The sequence below is a fragment of the Trinickia sp. genome, from assembly GCF_051954495.1.
Lineage (GTDB): Bacteria > Pseudomonadota > Gammaproteobacteria > Burkholderiales > Burkholderiaceae > Trinickia.
Genome location: NZ_JBQCHR010000174.1, coordinates 1 through 21,278, shown reverse-complemented (window position 1 = coordinate 21,278; position 21,278 = coordinate 1). Strand labels below are relative to the sequence as shown.

17 protein-coding genes and 2 pseudogenes are annotated in these 21,278 nt (G+C 62.0%); 9 read left to right on the top strand and 10 right to left on the bottom strand.

The window, feature by feature from the left end; translation table 11 throughout:
• From ACTHNR_RS24450 to ACTHNR_RS24420, 7 genes and pseudogenes are all read left to right on the top strand, one after another.
• On the top strand, positions 1 to 471 hold a 471-nt coding region (locus ACTHNR_RS24450), incomplete at its 5' end, for an RHS repeat-associated core domain-containing protein (protein WP_440550993.1).
• Positions 471 to 854 (top strand): DUF2750 domain-containing protein, encoded by a 384-nt coding sequence (locus ACTHNR_RS24445; protein WP_440550991.1) that lies wholly within the window; start codon positions 471 to 473, stop codon positions 852 to 854. The genes ACTHNR_RS24450 and ACTHNR_RS24445, both read left to right, overlap by 1 nt.
• A 15-nt stretch (positions 855 to 869) precedes the next feature.
• Positions 870 to 1,031 (top strand): annotated as a pseudogene (locus ACTHNR_RS24440) (RHS repeat-associated core domain-containing protein); the annotation flags it as partial.
• Positions 1,020 to 1,466 carry a hypothetical protein gene (locus ACTHNR_RS24435; RefSeq protein ID WP_440550989.1) on the top strand — a complete coding sequence of 149 codons (447 nt, stop codon included), beginning with the start codon at positions 1,020 to 1,022 and terminating at the stop codon, positions 1,464 to 1,466. The pseudogene ACTHNR_RS24440 and the gene ACTHNR_RS24435, both read left to right, overlap by 12 nt.
• Positions 1,463 to 1,852 carry an SMI1/KNR4 family protein gene (locus ACTHNR_RS24430; protein ID WP_440550988.1) on the top strand — a complete coding sequence of 130 codons (390 nt, stop codon included), beginning with the start codon at positions 1,463 to 1,465 and terminating at the stop codon, positions 1,850 to 1,852. Before ACTHNR_RS24435 ends, ACTHNR_RS24430 begins: the two co-directional genes overlap by 4 nt.
• Before the next feature lie 109 nt (positions 1,853 to 1,961).
• Positions 1,962 to 2,096 (top strand): annotated as a pseudogene (locus ACTHNR_RS24425) (RHS repeat-associated core domain-containing protein); the annotation flags it as partial.
• A gap of 1,434 nt (positions 2,097 to 3,530) precedes the next feature.
• Complete coding sequence (locus ACTHNR_RS24420) at positions 3,531 to 5,960, top strand: DUF4781 domain-containing protein (RefSeq protein ID WP_440550987.1); 2,430 nt, start codon at positions 3,531 to 3,533, stop codon at positions 5,958 to 5,960.
• Between the two features lie 3 nt (positions 5,961 to 5,963).
• Here ACTHNR_RS24420 and ACTHNR_RS24415 read toward each other — a convergent pair whose 3' ends face one another.
• The 3 genes from ACTHNR_RS24415 to ACTHNR_RS24405 form a co-directional block, all read right to left on the bottom strand.
• On the bottom strand, positions 5,964 to 7,118 hold the full coding sequence (locus ACTHNR_RS24415) for a porin (protein ID WP_440550995.1): 1,155 nt from the start codon (positions 7,116 to 7,118) through the stop codon (positions 5,964 to 5,966).
• A gap of 129 nt (positions 7,119 to 7,247) precedes the next feature.
• On the bottom strand, positions 7,248 to 7,991 hold the full coding sequence (locus ACTHNR_RS24410; protein ID WP_440550986.1) for a DUF4198 domain-containing protein: 744 nt from the start codon (positions 7,989 to 7,991) through the stop codon (positions 7,248 to 7,250).
• 71 nt (positions 7,992 to 8,062) lie between these two features.
• On the bottom strand, positions 8,063 to 10,132 hold the full coding sequence (locus tag ACTHNR_RS24405; protein ID WP_440550984.1) for a PepSY domain-containing protein: 2,070 nt from the start codon (positions 10,130 to 10,132) through the stop codon (positions 8,063 to 8,065).
• 154 nt (positions 10,133 to 10,286) lie between these two features.
• Here ACTHNR_RS24405 and pdxR point away from each other — a divergent pair, with 154 nt between their 5' ends.
• The gene (pdxR, locus tag ACTHNR_RS24400) at positions 10,287 to 11,714 is read left to right on the top strand and encodes a MocR-like pyridoxine biosynthesis transcription factor PdxR (RefSeq protein ID WP_440550983.1); all 1,428 of its coding nucleotides are present in this window, start codon (positions 10,287 to 10,289) and stop codon (positions 11,712 to 11,714) included.
• 2 nt (positions 11,715 to 11,716) lie between these two features.
• Here pdxR and ACTHNR_RS24395 read toward each other — a convergent pair whose 3' ends face one another.
• On the bottom strand, positions 11,717 to 12,535 hold the full coding sequence (locus tag ACTHNR_RS24395; protein ID WP_440550981.1) for a hypothetical protein: 819 nt from the start codon (positions 12,533 to 12,535) through the stop codon (positions 11,717 to 11,719).
• A gap of 451 nt (positions 12,536 to 12,986) precedes the next feature.
• Here ACTHNR_RS24395 and ACTHNR_RS24390 point away from each other — a divergent pair, with 451 nt between their 5' ends.
• Positions 12,987 to 13,616 carry a YajG family lipoprotein gene (locus tag ACTHNR_RS24390; protein WP_440550980.1) on the top strand — a complete coding sequence of 210 codons (630 nt, stop codon included), beginning with the start codon at positions 12,987 to 12,989 and terminating at the stop codon, positions 13,614 to 13,616.
• Between the two features lie 14 nt (positions 13,617 to 13,630).
• Here the strand turns inward: ACTHNR_RS24390 and ACTHNR_RS24385 are convergent, their stop codons facing one another.
• The 6 genes from ACTHNR_RS24385 to pilM all read right to left on the bottom strand — a co-directional run bounded on the left by ACTHNR_RS24385 (position 13,631) and on the right by pilM (position 21,227).
• Positions 13,631 to 15,058: a secretin N-terminal domain-containing protein gene (locus tag ACTHNR_RS24385; protein ID WP_440550978.1), complete on the bottom strand. Its 1,428-nt coding sequence runs from the start codon at positions 15,056 to 15,058 to the stop codon at positions 13,631 to 13,633.
• Between the two features lie 13 nt (positions 15,059 to 15,071).
• A complete protein-coding gene (locus ACTHNR_RS24380) occupies positions 15,072 to 15,905 on the bottom strand; it encodes a response regulator transcription factor (protein WP_440550977.1) in 834 nt (277 codons plus the stop codon).
• Positions 15,902 to 17,065, bottom strand: coding sequence for a sensor histidine kinase (locus tag ACTHNR_RS24375; protein ID WP_440550975.1), 1,164 nt, complete (start codon positions 17,063 to 17,065; stop codon positions 15,902 to 15,904). Before ACTHNR_RS24375 ends, ACTHNR_RS24380 begins: the two co-directional genes overlap by 4 nt.
• 83 nt (positions 17,066 to 17,148) lie before the next feature.
• Complete coding sequence (gene sctC, locus ACTHNR_RS24370) at positions 17,149 to 18,975, bottom strand: type III secretion system outer membrane ring subunit SctC (protein WP_440550973.1); 1,827 nt, start codon at positions 18,973 to 18,975, stop codon at positions 17,149 to 17,151.
• A 30-nt stretch (positions 18,976 to 19,005) separates the two neighbouring features.
• Complete coding sequence (gene pilV / locus ACTHNR_RS24365) at positions 19,006 to 20,745, bottom strand: shufflon system plasmid conjugative transfer pilus tip adhesin PilV (RefSeq protein WP_440550972.1); 1,740 nt, start codon at positions 20,743 to 20,745, stop codon at positions 19,006 to 19,008.
• Between the two features lie 14 nt (positions 20,746 to 20,759).
• Positions 20,760 to 21,227, bottom strand: a complete 468-nt coding sequence (gene pilM, locus ACTHNR_RS24360; RefSeq protein WP_440550970.1) for a type IV pilus biogenesis protein PilM — start codon at positions 21,225 to 21,227, stop codon at positions 20,760 to 20,762.
• Between the last annotated feature and the right edge of the window lie 51 nt (positions 21,228 to 21,278).

Genomic DNA, 21,278 nt, shown 5'->3' with positions numbered 1-21,278 from the left:
GACCCTGAGACGGGGCTCTCGCTAAATCGACACCGCTACTACGACGCGAGCGTCGGCCGCTTCATATCTAATGATCCCATTGGCTTGGCCGGCGGGCTGAATCCGTTCCAATATGCGGACAACCCGATCATGTGGACCGATCCGCTCGGTCTCGCATCAAAGCTGATGTGCCGGCTTTGTTGTGATGGATCGCACGGGCGTTCGAACAAACAGGAAAGGCTAAAAGCCTTGGCTGACGACCCGCTACAACCGAGTTGGGTCAGAGGATGGGTTCGAAATGAGTTGCGGCATATCGCAACCGGCAATCGCACGTCAGTCCGGCTGCCAGGAAATTCGCGAAATTCTCGGTTGCCCGGTAAGGAACTCGCTCATGGTCGGGACACCGAGGCAAAGGATGGATACTGTTACAGACATTCTCTGTTGCAGGACGCCGACCTGCATAAGACTCAGCATAGGATCGGAGGCTATTGATGACGGCGCACTCGAAGAAAATCGAGAATGTCTTGCGACTCGACGCGTCGGCCCGATGTGACTATTTCGTCCGCAAGGTCGCCGACTTCGAGGTCGTGTGGGGCCTGTTCGACACCGGATGGGCTACCGCGTCCACTGGCGCAACGACAGCTGTGCCGTTCTGGCCAGAAGAGGAGTTCGCGGCCGTTTGTGCGACGGCAGAGTGGCAAGGGTTCCAGCCGAAAGCAATCGCTCTCGAGGATTTTCTTGCCCGATGGCTTCCCGGCATGGCGAAGGATCAACGAATTTGTCTTGTCTTTTCGACGCCGACCGACCGCGGAAGCCTCTTGCATCCGAAGGATCTCGACAATTTGATCCGGCAGGAGTTGCAGCAGTACGAGTGACGTTATAAGCATGCGCGGTTTCAGGGGCAGCAGGTTGATGCGGAAACTGGGCTGCATTACAACCGGCATGGGTACTACGACGCGTCGGCGGGGCAATTCATTAGCGCTGATCCGATCAAGTTCATTGGCGGGACGAATTTCTATCAATATGCTGATGATCCCTTGATGTGGGCGGATCCACTGGGCCTCGCCGTCCGGCCGGGTGGAGCTTGCAAACACGATACCGGCCGTCATGGAGAACTGAGTCCTAACGCAAACCGCGCGCCAGGAAACCGCAACACCCGAGATGATGGCTTCATTCAGTCGCATCATCCAGTACAAAACGAATGGGCGGAGAACAACGTTGCCGGGTACGATAGAAACGCCGCGCCGGCAGTCTTGCTACCGTCCGCTAGTGGAGATTCACATGCGCAAATATCGGCAGCACAACGTGCGCTTCGCCGAAGTCTAGCGACGCAGCCTGGGGGCAAATGGGGATCTACGTCCATCACCGACGAGTTCAACATCGGATATAGGCAAATGATCAACGCTGGAGTGCCACAAGATGTCGCTCGTCGAGCAATGAGAAAGAGCTACAAGTACTTTGACTGCCTTGGAGCATTTGGAAAATGAACTTCACCGGAATATCAAGCCTTCCTGGAATCATTCCGGGGGCGTCCGACGCTGAACTAAATGCGCTCGAAGCGGCCCTCGGCGTTACGCTACCAGAGACCTATCGCGAGCTAATGCGGTACTCGAACGGTGCGTTGCTCGACAGCGGAGTTTCGATCTACTCGGTAGGCGATGCGGCGGAGCGCAACACCACCTATGAGGTACTTGAGTACTGCCCCGGCTTTCTGCTCATCGGTGACGATAGCGGTGGTCGCGGATTCTTGATTGACACCAAGGATGAGGCAGGACGGATTTATGGATCTGGCCTTGGAGACCTCGATCCGTCCGAGTTCGTAATAATCGCATCGACGCTTCAGGATTGGGTGGACAAAGGATTGGGCGTCTGAAACTCAGCTTCGGTATGCCTCCGACATTGAGTGCATACCGCGACGGATTTCTGCTTGCGTTTGTCGGCCATGATTGTTAGGGCATTCCGCTACGCTTGCACTACGAATTGCAGTACGGTTTCAGGGGCAGCAGGTTGACGAAGAATCCGGGCTGCACTACAACCGGCATCGGTACTATGACACTACGACGGGCTGTTTCATTAGTCACGACCCGATACGCCTTGCTGGCGGTTTCAACCTGTATCACTAAGAGATTCCGGCCGCTCTTTGATAAACGTTGAACCACACCGGCCAAGTAAAAACATGCTCCCGATGAGAACGCCCGGCGCGCAACTTGGCGAAATGGCTCGCGGCTCGTCGATTTCGGGAGCGCGGCCTCGTACCAGCCATGGGCCGCTTGTCGACGGAAGAGCCATGCTGCGATCTGACCAGCGACGGGAATCTTCAGCGGCCATGGCATGACGCGCTCTACCCAACGGTGCATCGTGTCGAGCGACGGAGTTTGCGACAAAAAAAGGCTCGACATCCAATCTGGCGCCATCCGAGCCACGCGTATTGCATAGAAGCCGTTTGTACAACTAAAGGCGAGCGTCGCGGTCGGAATGCCCAGTTGGTGAAGCACGCCAAGAATCGCGGTTGCGCCTTGGTCCAGCGAATGTCTATATGAACTTTGAGGCAACGAGTGCCCGAACCCGGACATATCGAAACACACCACTCCAAAATCCTGCATGAGCGCGCGACTCAGCTCTGCATAGTGCTCAATCACATTGGGCCCGTCCGGCACGAATACCACACATGGCTTTGGAGACCCTGAATCAAATACTCTCAGTGTGCCGGCTGAGGTATCAACGAAGCGCGCCCGCGGTTCGCCAAAGCCATCGCCACCCGCCGTTACTTAAATACGCAATCCGAAAAGGACATATATGACGCGCCCGACGTCATATCGAGCACGCACACCGCGGTGAACTGCGAGCCGACTTCAAGCGCGTCCATCTTCCTATTCTCGCGTGAGCCTCGGGCGCCCAATCGGGCCAACTCCTCCCCCGATTCCGCGTCGTCTCCGGCAGACAAGATGGACCGACTTCCCACCAGGCTTTTGCTATGTCCGAGGACTACGCCTGTGATGGCAACCGTTTGGTTGAACTCGGGCATAGAATCCGACGAGTAATTGCTATCGGCGTACTTCGCGTACATTTTCCCTAGCGTCACACTCTTTTGCTTTGGTGAACTATCCTTAGCATACGACGCATTGGCATAAATCATCAATGCCACGCACGCCGCGACGCTGAACAATTTCGTATTCGCAATATTCACCTTGGGGCCCTCTCTATATAAAATTTTTCACACTGCATCGCGATTTCACTTCGTTTCGCGCCCGCCATTATAGGCCGCCGTAGACCAAGTCTCGCATTTTCTCGAAGCACGATGGTGCTAGCGACGGCGTGCACTTCCGCACGACCAACAAGTCGCTGGTCGGGTCTTTCTCGGGTCTTTCGTAGCGGTTCGACGTCTGCGGGGTGCGATCGATCATCTCGACTACGGAATATTCCGTCTTACCCGCTTCAGCGGCTCCCTATGATGAAATGCGGTGCAGCCAAAATGCATCGCCCCCTTAACGGTACGCTCAACGGCTTCATCCGGCGACACACTCGCTGCCGCCCGAAGCGGGAGATTGCGCATGTCGCTGCGCACGGTCACCGACGGCGGCTCGTCGTCCGCCTCATTGCCGCAAGACACGTTGGCGTCGGAGATCGTCGCCAAGGTCAGCCCGCAAGTCACCGCATCGACTCAGCCGCAAGCGTTGAGCGCACTCATCCGGCAGACCGCGAAAACGCTCTCGACGAGCGAGCCCAGCCATCCGATCGATCAAGATACGCTGACCGCGGCCGATCAAATCGCGATGGCCACCGTGTTGTCCTCACGCGTGCCGAGCCCGCAAGCGGCCAGTGCCCTCGATCAGCAACTGCTCGGCCAGAGCCTCATCGGCGTGGGCCAGAATACGGCCCTGGACGACGGCGACAAATCGAAGATCGCTGCGATGATCGTCGCCAGCGCGGCTGGGCAATCCAACACGCCGCAACTGTCGACACTGGGCCACATGCTGGCGACGGTCAGTGCGAGCGGAAATCTTTCGGACGCCGAAAAATCGGTCCTCCAAAACGCCATCACCGGCAGCGATGTCTCGAAGCAACTGGGCCCGGATACCGTCAAATTCCTGACGAATTTCGTCGGGACCATGGCGAAAGCGCAGCAATCGCCGAAGGACACGAAAGCCGTCGCCGCCGCGCAGTTCGACATGTTCATGATCGCGCATGGCGACGATCCGCAGTATCTCTGCGGCGCTGCGCTCGACAACATGATCGGCAGCGACCTCGGGCTGAAGCCCACTGTGCAAACACCGACGAGCGGCACGCAAGCCGCCGCCCTGCTCGACGGCACCACCGAACTCTACAGCGGGAAGCAGCTCGATGCCATTCGCGGTATCGCGAAGCAGATCACGAAGGCCGGCGGCACGGACGCGGGCGTCACCGCCCTGCCCGTCGTCTTCGATGCCAGCGGGTCGAAGAACGGCCCGCAGACGCATATCGTCTGGCGCGTCACCGGTGCAAACGGCAACGACCAGTATGTCGACGACGCCGGGCGAACCTACAACAGCATGAAGGACTATCTCGGCGGCAACAAGCTCGGCTACGGGACACTCGTGACGCCAAGCGACGGCCATCTGACGATCGGCGCGGACGGCAGCATCCAAAGCGCGAGCCAAACAAAGAAGGAAGGCTTTTGGGACAAGGTCGAGCGCTACGGCGGCGATGTCCTCGATGGATTGGCGGTGGCCGGCGCGGGCGTGCTGACCGTGGCGGCCTTCGTGGGCACCGACGGCATGGCCACGCCGCTTCTCGCCGCGGCATGGGGCAGCGTGCTGACCGGTGGCGCTGTGGCTGCCACGAACGGCGTATCCGATCTAACCGATCGCGCGGACCATGGGCAATCGTGGACCCCGGGCAAAGCCACGCTCGGCGATTACGCCGGAATCGCAGCCGGGCTCGCGACGCCTTTCACGGGAGGCGCGGCAAAACTCGGCGTCGATGCGCTTGCGACGAATGGCGTGGCGATTGCCGCGAGCAACGGCGTGCAAACCGGCGCGCGCGTCGTAGGGTGGACCGCCAACGGCGTCTCGATGGCAAGCGGCGCTTATGCAGGCGATCAGTTGGTCAGCAATTGGGACTCGCTCTCGTGGGATCAGCGGCTCCAAGGCGGGACGACGTTGGTCTTGGGCGTGGTCGGGGCTTCGCGGCAAGGGGCCGAGTTTTTGAACACGCTCGGGCCGTCGGGTTCTGCCGCGCCCAGCGTATCGACGTCGAATGCGAACCCGTCGACGTCCAGCGTCGCGCTGGCGGGATCACCCGCCGCGGGGTCGAGCGGGACACCGGCGGCGCCGCCGCAATCCGGCGCCCCGGCTGCGGGCGGGAGCCCCGCTGGGGCGAAGACGGGCGGAAATACGGCCGGCAGCGCCCCGCTTCAAACCGGTCCAGCGGACGATTCTCCGTTCGACGATCCCAGCGACTATCTGACGTCGCGCACGACGGTCATCTGGCCTTCAAACCGTATCGCCCCGCCGAATTTCGATGCCGCCGATACGCTTACGATCGGAGGTGGCCGCGTATTCCGTCCGCCTGCCCCGGGAGAGATCTATCTAAACATCGACCGCACGGCCGGCGCCGACGTCGTGGCCGATGCGCGAGACATGTCGGCTGTCCCTTCAGCATCGATGAACAAGGTGGTCGCGGAAAACGTTCCGTGGCAAGTTTTCGCGAGGCCCGAAGGCCCGGTGGCGCCGGGTTCTCTTCCACCCGGGATTGCCGAACTCGCTCGCATCGTGAAGCCGGGCGGCAGCATCGATCTTCGGCTCGGCAGCGAAGGCGCGCTGCGAGCCGATCAGGTCGAGGCCGATCTCCGGGCGGCCGGGTTCACCGATGTTCAGGCACGGTTCGTCTCGCCGCTCGGCACCGAACTGCCCGCGAACCCGAGCCCCTTGGATCTCGACAGCGGCGGCTTTGAAATCACGGCGACGAAACCGGTTGCGGGGCCACCCGGTCCCATTGGTTGATCGCTAAAACCGATGCCGAATCCCGAGCACGATTTCCGCTTGGTTCTGCGTGGACGATGCGGTCAAGCCGTTCAAATTGGCAACCGCCTTTCCACCCGTCGAATCCGTGCCCGAAGCGTGCTGGTAAACCGCGTTCGCATAAAGGTCTGTGCGCTTCGACAGGAAGTAATCCAGCCCCAATGCGCCTTGATGGTAAGTGGCGCCGTTGACGCCATACCCTTTCAAGTAGTTATACCCGGCGCCGAGAAATAGTTCGGGCGTGAGCTTGTAGAGGACGTTGGCTTCGATATCGTTGAACCGTGCATCGCCGCCCGCACCCGTTGCAGGCAGACCGGGCAACGTCCCGATGTCCCTGAACTGCGTATTGCTATAGTCCACCGCGACCGTAGCATTGCCGATGACATAGGCTGCACCCGCGGTGAAGATTCGCTGCGTTTTCGCCGAGGCATAGCCTGAATACACTCGGCTTCCGGCCATGTTCGATCCCGTCGCGCTCGAAGAAGCGTTATTGCCGAAGTAGGAGAAGTTGGGATCCCGCGCGTTGGCGAACGCCGCCCCCAGCGTGAGCGGCCCACGGACGTAATTGGCCGCCAAGGTCCAGATCTGGTTTTGATTGAAACTTCCAGCAATACCGCCGAAGCTGTATGTACCCTCGAACGTTAACCCACGGTAAGCGACACTCGTGAATTTGATCGCGTTGTTGATGTGATTGCTGCCATCCGTGTTATCGACATCGCCGGGATGAGCGCTCGCGTATCCGGCCCAGGTCTGTGCCGCGACGAACATATAGGTCAAATCGGTAATCGCATCGTACTGACGACCGAACGTAACCGTACCGATCTTCGATGATGAAAGGCCGACGTATGCGTGACGTCCGAACTCGTCGCCCCCTTGGCCCAGCTTTCCGTTCGCCAAGCTGAAGCCATTTTCCAATACGAACAGCGCCTTCAGGCCGCCGCCGAGGTCTTCGGTGCCTTTCATCCCCCAGCGGTCGCCGGCGAGATTGCCTACGCCCATCGAATACTGATTATGGCCGCCTATGTTGGTCGCATAGTTGATTCCGACGTCAATCAAGCCGTAGAGCGTCACGCTGCTCTGAGCATGCGCCGCGCTGGCGAACGAAGCCAAGATGGTCGCGGCAATCAAAGAATTTTTCATAGGAAGGGAATGCAGGTAATAAATAAAACAACTCGAAACGAGGCACGTCCAGCGTGATCGACCGCGCCTTCGGACATGCCGAAAGCACCGGCAATCACGAATGGCGGCAATCAACGAATAACGGGGCGATCACTCGGGCAGATGCGGCAGCACGAAGGACAACGTGGCCTCATGCTCGTCGCTGCCCGCCTTCGCGGGCTCCGCCGGCGGCGAGTCGTACTTCGCCACGATGACATTGAGGCCCTGGTTACGGACCTTGATCTTCACCACGCCGTCCGCGCCCGTCTTAAGCGGTTTGGAATCGGGATCGTTGACGAGATCGGGCTGCACTTCCGCGCCCGCTATGGGCTTACCGTTGAACAGCACGCGAACGGTAAGCGGCTGTCCCATTCGATCCGGCAATTGCTTGCCGACCGGCACGACCTGCAACTTCTGCCCCGGTAGGATGGGGACAGGCCCATGCAAAGGCTTGCGCAGTTGCACCGCGTACTTGTACGTATGCATGCTGATCGTGGCGTTGGGCACCTCGTCCTTGCCCTTGTTGTACCACTCGCCATCCGGCGTCTTGCTCCAAAGGCCGTTGTCGAGCACCCCCGCAACGATTGCCGGCTGACTGTCGGTATTGACTACGAGCAACGGCCCGCTCGCCGTGAGTTGCGTGGGGACCTCCTTGCCCTGCTCGTCATAAGCCGCGACGCTCTTGACCTTCGGCTGGCGCTTGATCATGTCGAGATCATCGGCGCCGAGACCGTAGATCAACGCCAGTTGGTTCGAGCGCTCCGCGAACCAGATGCCGTGCGCCTGCGCCACGCTGGCCCCGCCCATGCATGCTACGACGCTTGCCACGACTGCGAGCTTTACTGTGATCTTCATTCATGTCTCCATTCGATGGTTGGTAATTCAGAAGTTTTATCTAGGGGTTTGCGGTAACGCCGCCGGCCGTTTTAGAGATCGAGTACCAGCTTCGGGCTATTGGCGCGCGAACAGCATGGGGCGAAGCGATCGTTTTTCTTCCTCTCGTCGTCGGAGAGAAACAAGTCGCGATGTTGGGGCTCGCCTTCCAGCACGCGCGTCACACAAGTGCCGCAGACGCCTTGCTCGCAAGAGGTCGCGATATGGATCCCGGAATCTGCCAGCGCAGCCAGGACGCTTTTGTCCGCCGGCACACGAATCGTCCTGCCGGTGCTTGCGATCGTGACGTCGAAGGCGACGTTGCCGGCGCCATCTCTCGGCTCTGCGCTGAAGCACTCTCTGTGTATCTGGTTCTCCCTCCAGCCTCTTTCCAGCGCAGCTTCGATGACTGCATTCGTGAATGCCTCGCTACCGCACACATAGAGATGGGTTTCGGGATCGCGCGTATCGAGCAACGCGGCTAGCCGAAGCCGCTGCTCTCGTTCGTCCTGTGAGAAATGGAAGCGAGCAAAGTCAGCAAACGACGAGCGCTCGATACGATCGACGAAGGCTGCGCGAGCCGCGGAGCGTGCAAAGTAATCGAGGCGGAAATCGGTTCCAGCCTCGGCCAGATGTTCCGCCATGCAAAGGATGGGCGTAATGCCGATACCCCCCGCGATAAGCAGAGCGCGCTTCACGGACGGCGCGAGCGGGAAGTGATTCTTCGGCGCGCTGACTTCGATCAAGTCTCCTTCGTCGACCTGTTCATGCATGGCCTTCGATCCGCCGCGCGTCGGTTCGGCCCGCATCACCGCAATCACATATCGGTGACGCTCCGCTGCCGAATTGCACAACGAGTATTGGCGCACTTTTCCGCCGGGCACGTGAACGTCGACATGGGCGCCCGCCGTAAATCGCGGGAGCGATCGTCCAGCAGGATCGACGAGTTCAAACGATTGGACGTTCTCCGCCTCGACTGTTTTCCTCGCCACTTTCAACCGCAGCGTGGTCGGCTGAGCGGGGGGCGCCGCCGGCGTGGGTCTTTTGCGTCTTCCGCGCAGATAGCTGCCGATGCCGAGGTAAGCCAACACCGGCACCGAGAGCACGCCGAACAGTTGCAGCACTTGCAAGTATCCGCCGCTGAGCCATCCGTAATGCAGCGAAAGCGCCGTCAGGTAAATTCGGTGGCCTAGGCTGTTTTGCGCGTAAGGCGTAAAGCGCAACACCTTCCCTGTGCTCGTATCGAGACTGGCGTAGGAAAAAGCGTTGATATGCGGCGCATCGGGCGCAACGAGATCTACCTTAAAGGGATCGCCCAGTTTTGCGGGGCAATGAATGCGGGCGTATTTCGGCTGCGGCACCAACGCCTGTGCTCGCTGCCAGAGCGCCTCCATGGGAAGACTTTGCGCATTGGGCTGCGCGATCGCCTTAGGAGACGGCGCGGGCGGCTTCGAGGCCGTCAGGGTATACAACGCATCCCGCACGAATTGGAACGACTGCAGCGCGCCGGTCAGCGCGCACGCGAATACGATGACACTGACGTAACCGCCCAGCGTTTTATGCAGATCAAGCCGGCGCGCGCGGCCCGTCAGTTGTCGCTTCGGCGTAGCCGCACCCGCGCGCCGACGCTTGCGCAGCAGTTCAGGAATCCACACCGCCAAGCCGCCGCAGACAAGAACGATCGCAAAGGTCAGCGCAAGCGTTCCTGCAACGACGCTTCCGTTCTTCATGAAATGGAAACTGTGCAGCGAAGCCATGACACCGAACACCCCGCCGTAACGATCTTCATTTCCGAGCACTTCGCCCGTGCAAGGGTTGACGTAGTACCACCGGTTATCGCTAAGAAGAATGCGCGTGCTGGTATCGGTTTCGGCGTATAGGCGAATTTGCGTTGGCCGGCCCGCGGCGGGATTGGAGGCGCGCGCGTTTGCAATCAACGTATCGAGCGGCAGGCGCGCATTGCAGGATTTAACGTCCAGTAGATGCGGATAAACGATCGGCTCGAGCTGCGTACGAAAGAGCATGCCCGCTCCCGTCACCGCCACCATGACAACGAATAAGCCAATGGTCAGACCTATCACGCGATGCAACTGAACAATAGGCCGACGTAGAGACACGCGCATAGCATCACCAATCAGTGGAACGAGTTGAGGTTGGCCTTGACAGTACGTGTTCCAGCGGTGACGCTATAAGTCCAGTTCAAAAAGTTGGATAGGTCCAATGTCGGATTCGCTGCTCGCTGACCTGCTGGTCGGTCGCCTCTGTCGGAATGGGTCCGTGCCGCTGCAAGTCCAGATCGCGAACGGGATCCGCGATGCGATATCCGACGGCACGTTGAAGGCTTCCACGCGCTTGCCGTCTTCGCGAACACTCGCCGCGGCATTGGAGGTTTCGCGAGTCACGGTGGTCACGGCCTATGAGCGGCTGTCGGCCGACGGCTATCTGCGTTCGGATTCGACAAGCGGCACGCTTGTCTCCGACACGCTGCCGCAATCGACGCAACCGCCGGCTCGAGAGTCGACAGCCAGAACGCTGTCCGAGCGTGGGAAGCAATTGATCAGCGCGCCTGGCGGCATTCAAGAACGCAAGGGCGCGTTCGTTCCGGGCGTGTGCGATACGGCGTGTTTTCCGTATCAAACATGGAGGCGCGTGCAGAACCGCTATCTCGGCGAGCAGCATGTCGATCTCATGGGCTACTCCAATCCAGGCGGCTATCTGCCCTTGCGCCGTGCACTGTCGGAGTACCTGCGCGTATCGCGAGCCGTTCGAACCACGCCGGAACAGATCATCGTCACGATGGGCAGTAATCAGTCGATCGATCTTTGCGCGCGCATCTTGGCCGATCCGGGTGAGCTGGCCTACGTGGAAAACCCGTGCCATTGGGCCACGCCGATTCTCTTGCGAGCCAACGGGCTTGAAGTGGAGGCGATCGCTGTCGACCATGACGGGATGGAAGTCGAACGATGCGTGCGCCGTCCCCGCCTCGTTGTGATGACCCCATCGCATCAGTTTCCGATGGGCGTTACGTTATCGGACGAACGGCGCGCCCGGCTGTGCCAGGCCGCTGAGCGATGGGACGCATTCGTGCTGGAGGACGACTACGATAGTGAGTTCCGATACGACCAGCGTCCGCTTCCCTCCCTGCAAGGCATCGATGAAAGCGGTCGCGTGATTTTGATGGGAACGTTCAGCAAGGTGATGTACCCCGGCATGCGGCTCAGCTACATCGTCGTACCGCCCGATCTCGTCGATGCGTTTGCCGCCGCTTCGCTGCGGTTATATCGGCCCGGCCACCTGTCCTTGCAGGCGGCCATGGCGGACTTTATCGCGGATGGGCATTTCGCTAAACACATCAGGCAGATGCGCGACATCTACGGCGCTAGGCAAGCGGAGATGCTCCACTGCCTCGATCAGTGCTTCGGCGATTCGCTCGAGACCTCAAGGAACGCGGCGGGTTTGCATATGACCGTTCGGATTCGGGATCTCATCGACTTCGACACGACCGTCTCGCGATCGCTCGAACAGGGCATTTACCTTCGTCGGCTGCACACGTTCAATCAGGGCGATCCGAAGTTTCTCGACGGGTTTCTGCTGGGTTTCGGCGCGCTCGATATCGAAGCCATTCGCCCCTCAGTGGATACGTTCGCCCGCATCGTCGATAGCGTTGTATCGTGCAGGACTCGCGGCGCCCGGCTGCGCTCGTGAGTTCACGAGAGGGTGCCCAGCAGCCCCTGCAATTGCGCATCCGCATGCGAATAGATATTCGGGTAAGCCATGCGCCAGCGTTTCGCGTGCCCATGCCGGCGCGTACGCACGTGCGCCCTGCCTCGTGGGACGTGACTGCGTGGCGTGGCCTCTACCTTGCCAGTGTTCGCTTTCGTGGTATCGACATCGGTGTCCGCCCCTGTGTCCGTACCCGCAACCGGCGGCGCCGTCACATTCGGCGCCGATGCGGGCGCGATCTGCCCGGTCGCGGCCATCGACCGTGCACCGTCGTCTCCCGACACCGACGCTTTGTCTTGCGTGGCCGCCGAAACGGCGGGTTCATCGTACCGATGCATGACGGTCAGGCCGCCTAAAAGCACGACGCCCGATGCGAGAACCGCCCCTACGCTGCGCTTCCATCCCCACTGCCGCCATCGTAGAAAACCAGTTCCCGCCGCATCGCCATCGCGCGCCCCAACGAGGGATGCATCCGGTGAATCCGCGGACGAACCCGGCGGCGCATCGAGGTCGCCCTCGAAATCCGCAGGCGCAAAAGAACGCAGGGGCGGCTCGAAGCGAGCGGCTGGTGGCGTCTCCACACGAGCCGGTGCGGGCGCCTCCACACGAACCGGCCGCGGCGGCTCGACGCGCGCCGGCGCCGGCCTGTCGCTGCCTCGATCGCGCGCGGCGCCGAACCGGCCGCTCAGCAAAGTGACCCGCGCGCCGCAGTGCTGGCAGAACGAGGCAGGTTGGATGACTTCGCCATCGCAATTCGCGCACAACATCGTGAACCCCGCGTTGCGAACGGGCTGATCGCTCATGCCCTGTCTCCTAGCTGGCAAACGAAGCGGGCATTGCACCGCGCTTCGAACGGCCGCCTCCAGCGGCGGCCGTGGTCACCCGCAAAATTCGATGATTCATCTCGATCATGACATCCGCAGAACGCATGGAACGACTGACCCAATATGGTTGAGCGGCCCCTAGGCGTCAAGCGTACGGGGCGAGCCTTACCCTGCAAAATCGGCCACAAGCTCGGGCATTTTGGCCGTCGGAAGACGGGCGAATTCGCCCCCCCGCGGACCGGGCCGCGCGAGCCCGGCCATGGCGGCAGGCGCCGGCATTCCGCGCCGCGTTGACGTGTGTCAATACCTCGGCCGAGCCGCGCGGCTACCTTCATCCCATGGCCGTAAGGAACCGGAGTGCATGAAACGTGCCTGCCGGCCGCTTCGAAACGCTTCGATACTCTTCCCCTCACCCAAGACGGCAGGCGTCATGCAAGCAGCCATTCGACGTACCGCGGTTCCAACCATGCTCGGCGCGGCCCTCCTTCTTGGCGGCTGCGTGCTCGGCACCCGCAATCCGACGCTGACCTATCCGCCCGCGAGCGATTCCCGTCACGCGCCGGTCGCCCAAGCAGCGGAAAAATCGTCACCGAGGAACATCCAAATTTTTCTCCAGCCGCTCGCCGACGAACGCTCCGACAAAGGAACCGTCGGTACGACGAGAAACGCCTTCGGGATGCGGATGGCCGATGTCGTGCCGAAAAACGACGTCTCCGAATGGGTCACGCAGGCGATGAAGACCGAACTCGAAAACAGCGGCTACACCGTTGTGGAAGGAAAGCCGCAAGCAGGCGCGTCGAGCACGAGCATCGCCGTATCCGGCGAGATCCTGAACGTGTTCTGCGACATGTACATGAGCTACACCGGACAGGTATCCCTGGTTGTGCGCCTGAAGCGAGGCGACGCGGAGCTGCTCAATAAACACTATGCCGGGGAGGGTTCGGCAGGCTTGGCGGTGGCCGCCACCAGCGAATCCTATGCTCGGTCATTGGCGCTGGCGCTGTCGTCCGCTTTGCAAAAATTCGTCGCCGATTTGAACAGGAGTCTCGCGGCCGAGTAGCGGAAGGGGGCCCCTCAATTCACCCTTGCGTAGGGCACAAGAAGCACCACCCGTGTCCGTGCGGATACCTCGCTGCCGTCTGCATCGCCGCCGCCATTCGATCCTTCGGTCCGCGGCGCGGCGCCTCCCGTCGGCGCCGCGGCGATCAGCACCGCTCGTTGCGACGGCACATCGACACGCACGGTCGAAGCCTCGCCGCTAGTCAGGGCGAATCGCGCCGTCAGCGCGACGTGGGGGAAATCCATGGAGCCTTCCACGACAGGCGTCACTTCCAGCGTGACGCCCTCGGGCACGTCCAGCAGCGATGCCTCGCTGCCCGCGCCGCCCACACCGTCGTCGGCCGCGGCCACGAGCCTTTCCGCGTGCGAGTCGAGTCGAACCGCCGTACCGTCGGCGGTCATTGCATCGCGCTCGAACTCGATGCGCGCCCGGCCCTCCGAAACGAACTCCTTCAACTGGGAGGCCAACGCCGCCCCATCATCGTCGCTGAACGCATAGCGCGCGGCGGGCGGTGTCCCGGGTACGGCATAGGCATCGGGTGCGGCCCCTTCGACGGCCCGCCACTGCATCGGCAACGCCGCAAGGGCATCTGCGTCGATATCCGCCACATAGGCCACGATTCGCACGAGCGGCGGTTTCGTATCGTAGGCGCGCGCCATTTGCGCATCGCCGTCGAGCCGTTCGGGTCGATCGCGAATCACGATGGCGTTGTGATCGACGTCGGCTTCGATCGTCGGCAAAGGCGCTTCGAACTCGCGCGGGACGATGCCGTCCGCAAAGGGCCTTTCACGGTTGCTCGCCAATCGCTCTCGCAGCCGCGTCGCCACCCCCGGCATGACCGACGGCACGCCGCCTATCGTTTCATGCCGATCCGCCGCGCGAGCCGTCTGCAACGTTACGACGCGCACCGCCGTGCGCACGCGCGAACGCGCCGCTCGCTCGAGTTCTCGCGCCGTCGCTTCGACACGGGCCACGTAGGCGGGCGGCCCGCTGACCACGAACGTGTGCGTTGCTTCGTCCACCTGCGGCGCGAATCGCGGATCGCTGGCGCCCGTACCGGACAGCTGAGAAAGAAGCGCATCGGTCGACGTATAGTTCAAGCGCATCGCAAGCGTTCTCCGGTCGCTCTGCGGCGCAACGTGCAGCACCATGCCGTCGTAGTACGCACTGACGCCGTAGGTCGCCTCCATCGTCGATAGAAATTCCTGCGGCGCGAGATTGAAGCGACCGGTCACGCTGCCTTTTACATCCGGCGCGACATCGATTTGCACGTGCGTCTGCGCGCCGAGCGCGGATAACGCATCCCGTAGCGGCGCCCCTGTGGCCGTGTAATCGATCCGCTCCGTCTGCCAGGGAATCGTCGCACTATGCGCGGGCTGAGGCGCCGCCCCCGCGGCGACACATAGGAGTACGAAGCAAGCGGATATCAAGCGTTCGTTCATCGCGACGCGGCTCTCATGAAGTTTTGCGATTCGACCACACCGATTCGAGCGTGGGCTCCTCGGGTGGGCTAAACGACGCCGTGGAAGACGATCCGTCTTGCGACGCCGCGGCCGGCGCCAGCCCATCGGCGGGTTCTTCGTCGGCGCCCGTGTTGAGGCGATAGCCCGTTGCATAGACGGATTGAATCGTCCAGCCGACGCCGGCTGCTTTCAGGTTCGACCGAACCCGGCTCACGTACATATCGACCGACCGTGTCTGCACGTTCGCATCCCAGCCCCACACGACGCTGAGCAAATCTTGCCGCTGCACGACCGTGCCCGCATGCGTCGCCAGATGCCACAGGATGTCGAACTCCTTCGTGCCCAGCGGGTGATTGGCGCCTTTGGCGATCAAGGCTTGCTTGCCGCGGTCGAGCACGCACTCGCCGACGATCATCTTGCGGCCGTCGACCTGTGTGCTCGCCGCGCGCCGCAACACAGCGCGGATGCGCGCTAGCAGCACCGTGCGATCGACAGGTTTGACGAGGAAATCGTCCGCGCCCGTGTCTAGGATCTTGGCGATGTCGGCTTCCGACGAATGCACCGTTTGAAAGATGACGGGCACCGACGAGCGCGAACGGCCCCGGACGAATGACAGTAGCTGCTCACCGTTGACGCCAGGCACATCCCAATCGAGCAGCAACAGGTCGGCCCAATTGCTCGACAGATGATTGCGCGCCTCGAGGCCGTCGTGGAACGAGGTGACTTGATAACCCTCGGCCTTGAGCCAAGAGACGAGCATCGCATGTTGAGCGGGATCGTCCTCCACGACGAGCACCCGAACGGTCTTGCCTGCGGCTTGGATCATTTCAACGCTCCGGCTGCAAACGCGCGCACGGAATCGCGCACGCCCGGCATCTCGGCGGGCGCGGCATCGCCCGCATGCTGCTGTTTGATCAGGCTCGGCAGCCGCATGACGAACGTGGTGCCGCCGTCCTCGTTGATCTCCGCGTGCAACGTGCCGCCGTGCAGCGCCACGATGCGCGTGGCCAGCTTCAGGCCGAGGCCGAATCCTTTGGACGTTTTTTGCGCCAGCTCGTCGAAGGAATCGATGCGCCTCTTTTGATGCAACCCGGGCAAGCCGCCCGCCGCGTCCTTGACGCCGATTTCGACGAGATCGTCGACCAGCTTGAACGTGACGGATACCGTCGCACCGGCCGTCGACGCCTGAATGGCGTTGTCGACGAGATTCTGCAACGCCCGCGCGATGAAAGGCCGCAAGCCGTTCACCCACGTCGGGCGTCCGTCCGGCAGCCACAAGCGCAGCGATACACCACGGTATACCGCAGCGACTTCCAGTTGCGGGACGAGCTCGCGCAAGGTGGCGCGCAGATCGAAGCGGGAGAAGTCGCGGCGCTCGAGATTGCCGACCACCGAGGTAAACAAGAAGTTCTCGCCGAGTCCAAGTGCGTAGCGCGCGAGTTCGCCGATCTGGCGCATGCCGCCGCATTGCGCGAATGTCGCGGCGTCCATTTCCTCCAGCTGCGTCAACGCCACGATCGAATTGAGCGGAGAGCGCAGATCGTGCGACAAGAACCGAAGCGACGCGATGCGCTCGTCGAGCGAGCGATGGACCGGGCTGATATCGACGACGGCAACGGACGCGGCGACGTAGCATGGGTCGCGCTCCGCGTTCGCCCCTTCTTCTTGGTCCTCCACGCGCGTGAGCTTGAGCCAGCACCACGCTCCTTCGATTTCGACTTCACGGCCTTGCTCGAGCGCAGCATAAGGTTCGACGCCGTCGCGCAAGCAAAACGCGAAGACTTGCTCCATCGGCGCGCCGACGGGAATCGGCATGCGCAGCATGGCGCTGGCGCGCGCACTAGCGGCAACGACGCGCCCGTCGGAGCCCAGCGCGATCGTTCCCCACGGCTGGCTGTCGAGCATCGACTGCAGCCGCTTTCTGTCCGCGTCGGCGCCCTGCTCGCGCGGCGCCGACGCCGTTTGAATCTGCCGAAGGTTTTCCATGTTCGTACCTCGCTAGATGCATCGCATCGGGTAACGGTATCGAGCGTCGCAGGCAGTCATCGCCCGCGCTCCCTCACTCATGCTCAAGGCTCGACGATCCGCGGCGTCAGCAGGAACAAGCGTTCCATATGGCTGTCGCTGTTGCTGGCCGTCTTGAACAAGTTGCCGATGATGGGGATTTTCGAGAGTCCGGGCACGCCCGAGATGCCGTTCGAGCGCTTGTCGACGCGGTAGCCGGCCACGAGCAGCGCCTGCCCTTGCTTGATGAAGGCCGACGTGTTGATGTCCGAACTCGATACCACAGGCAGGTTCGACACGGTATCGCCCGTGAATTCGCCGTCTTCGATTGAAACGTCGAGTTTGATCTGCGTCGAGCCGTTTTCGGTCACGACCATCGGCAGCACACGCAGCGAGACGCCCGTCGAGACCGAGTACAAATCGGCCGAGGTGTAGCCCGTCACCGGTACGTAGAACCGCATCTTGTTGGCCATCACGGCTTCGAGATTGTTCAACGTAGTGACTTTCGGGCTTGCATCGATCTTCGCTTGCCCCGTCTGCGTCAAGGCGTCGATACGCGTCATCAAGTAGCGGCCCGCGTCGCCGAGCACCGCCGCCATCGACAAGCCGGTGGGCGAAACCGGCACACCCGATTGCAGCGACCCGTTCAATGTAGTCGTGCCGAAGTTCTGCGACAGGGTGCCGTTGTAGGTGTTCTGCGGCAGCGTGCCGCCGCCCGTTTGAATGTCGATGTGGCTGTTGTGCGCCGACCAATCGACGCCGAGCTGCTGCAACGCATTGTCGTCCACTTCGATGATGTGCGCCTCGATCTCGATCAGCTGCGGCTTCACGTCCAATCGATCCAGCACGTCCGGATATTGGAACATCCTGTCCGGCGTATCGCGTACCAGGACGGAGTTCGTTCTCGGGTCGGCCTGGATGACAGGCAGGTCATCGTTTTTCGGGTCGCCGCTCGGATCGCCGCCACCCTGTCCGCCGCCGCTGCCTGTCGCTTGCGCGACGCCCGGCGACGCTTTGCCCGAGAGGCCGCCCAACGGCCCGCCGCCGGGCAGCGGCGGCAGCGGCGGCGTGCCGGGCGCGCCCGTACCCGAACCGTTGCCGTAACCGCCGTTCGTCGAGCCCGACACGTCGGCCACGGCCTTGCTCTTCATGACGCCGGCAGCAGCCGATGCCACGCCCCCGGCCGCGCCCACGCCCGACTGATTGGGGTGATACATGCTGTTGAGCAACGATGCGACGCCCGCGAGCGTGACGGCCTGACCGTCGACGTCCACCGTACGGTCGGTCGCCCACGCATGATGCAGCGGAAACACGCGAATCTCCGTGCCCGTGCGGTGCGAGGCATTGTGATCGATGCGGTTGGCCACGTTCGATACCATCTGCACGTAACCGGGCGGCCCGTTGACGATCACCGCCCCTTGCGAGTCGTCATAGATCAACGGAAAACGGCTGTCGGCCACGCCGAGCTGCTCGAGCGTGCGCCGCAGTTGCTCGGCCGATGCGCTGTCCAAATGCAGCAGCGTGCGCTTCATTTCCGAAGGCGTGACGATGTCGAGCACCTGTCCGTCGTAGTACCAGACGAAGCCGAACGTCGATGCCAGCGTATCGAGAAAGCGTTGCGGGGGCATGTTGAAGCGGCCGCTGACCGTGCCCGACACTTCGGCGCCGATGTTCGCGGGGATCCCCTGGCTCGCCGCGAGGTCGCGCAGCACGTCCTTGACGTCCTTGCCCTCGGTCGAATAGGTGACGCTGTTCGTCTTCCAATGAACGATCGCGGCGGGCGCACCGGGCGCGATCGAGCACAGTGCGAAGCTGAGCGCCGCGAGCGAGGCGATGCGCCGGTAGTGCGGCCGCGTCGGGCGATGACGGTCGTGATGATGATGGTTACGCACGGCTTGAACTCTCCGATGGGCGCGACATGTTCAGTAAAAGGAGTTGATCGTCCAGCCGGCCACGACCGGCGACGTTTGCACGAGGTTTCCCGAGGGGCCGCAATAGTTCGTCGTATAAGGCGTTTTCATGCCGTTGTAGTTGGCCCAGTCCGTTTGGATCACGACGTTGTAGCCTTTCGCGTTCGGCTGGGCCGACTGCAGCAAGTTGGCGTTGATGCCGGCCGCGTCGTCGGTGATCGTCGGCGACTGCGCCTGATTGCGCCCGATGAGAGTGCCCGTATCGTTGTCGTAGACCGACACGTACTGGGCCACTTGCCCTTGATTGCCGAATTTGCTGTTGCCGTCGACGCACACCGCGTCGTACATGTGCGCCCAGACCGACGCGGCGATGATGCCGGGCTTGGACAAGAACACAGTGCGCGTGACGGTATAGCTGTAGCTGCCGGTGCCCGCGTTGTAGCTGGGGTTGCCGCTGCCGCTCGGGTACGGGCCGCTGTATGAAAACGGGCACGCGTAATCGGTCGCGCCGGCGTTGCCCATGATGATCACGCAGCCTACGTCGCTGCCGCCGGGGTTGATTTCCGACTGGTTCTGCCAGCTTCCGTTTTGGCAGGACAGCACGTGGCCCGATGCGTCGATCGAAATCTGTCCCGCGCCCGTCACGTACGGGGTGTCGTCGGGGCACGGCGAACCGACCGTGTTCTTTTGCGTCAAGTCGAGTCGCGAGACGGCCACGAGCGCATTGCCGATCACGAGGTTGCCGTTGTTATCGACGATCAGCGAGTGCCAGCTCGACCCGGTGTACTCGTACGGCACGCCGGTTTGCAGCACGAGCGAGACGTCGCCCTGCTGCGGCGTGGAAAGCGAAGCCAAGTCCGCTTGCGTCGCGACGGGATCGCGCCAATATGAAGAACCGACGAATTGCCACGTGCCGCTGGACTCGCAAGCGAGCACGCGACCGTTGGAATCGGCCGTGATCTTGCCGATGGAATTGGGCACACCGCTCCCGCAGTCGCCGTCGCTCGTGCCCTCTGTGTGTGCAACGGTATCGTGCAGATAGAGCGGCGCGTGCATAGCATTCGCATCGGCATAGCCCGGCACACGCACGCGATAAAGAAAATCGGCGTTCTGATTGGCCGGCGCGCTCGTGAATACTTCGCTCACCAAATGGCCGGCGCCCGTTGCCGCGCCGCTGCAATTCGCGCCCGTTGCATTCGGAGTGTTGATGATCCATGCGCCGTAGGCGCCGTATGCCGCCCCGTTGTTCGCGGCTCCCGTTGCCGTCTTGAGCGGGATCGACCCGCCGCCTTGCCCCGCATTCGCGGCGATGTAGCCGAGTTCCAGGTCGGGAATCGTCTGCCCGCCTTCCGTCACCAGCAACGCATCGAGCCCGCCGGTTGCCGGCGCGGTCACCAGAAGACACGGCGCTTGGCCGTAGGCGTTCTTACCTTGCACGCTCACGGGCAGAAAGCTCCCCAACTGCATCGCCCCCGCGGCCGCATGCAGAGGGACGACCACCGGTTTCGTCGCCGTAGCTTGCGATGCCAGCGCCGCATAGTTCGCCTGCACGAGTTGCGCCGCGGCCGTGGCAAGCTGCGATTGATATTGCGCCGCCTGCTGATCGCGGATGTTCTGCATCGACGTATTGATGAGCATCGACAAGCCGATGAACATCAACGCGGCGATGAAGAGCGCTGCGAGCGCCTCGACAAGCGTGGCGCCGCCCTGACGAGCGCGAGACGAGGAGCGAAAGGCCGGCGAGCGGGGCATGGCGTCGTCTCCCTTCAGCTCGCGTAAGCCTGCGCCAGCCAAACCGGGCTGCCGTTGGGAATGGCGCCCGCGATGCCGGCAGGCAGCGGAATGGCGATCGTCGCATCGGTAGGCGGTACTTCGTTGCCGTTCAGCGCGCGCCCCGCGAAAACCGATCCTTGCGCGAGCTTCGCTATGTCGACGACGAGTTCAGGCGATACCGTGCTCGTCGTATACACCACGACCAAGTTGTTCTGCACATATCCCTGCCACATTGGGTTCGGCTTGTAATTCGCCACGGGCGTCAATTGATTGGCTTGCACCGGGCCGTTGAATGTCGGATGCGCTTGCACGTAAGCGATCACCGTTTGACGATAGGCGGCCATGTTCAGCGCGAGCGCTTGCGTGGACGTCGCCGAAACGACGTTCATCTGCTCGCCGGCGAACGTTTCATAGCCGGCGATCAACATGGCGAATATCGCGAAAACGGCGATCACTAACACGTCGTGCTCCGTGAGAAGGGTGTGCGAGGTCCGCCGGCGGCGAGGCCGGCA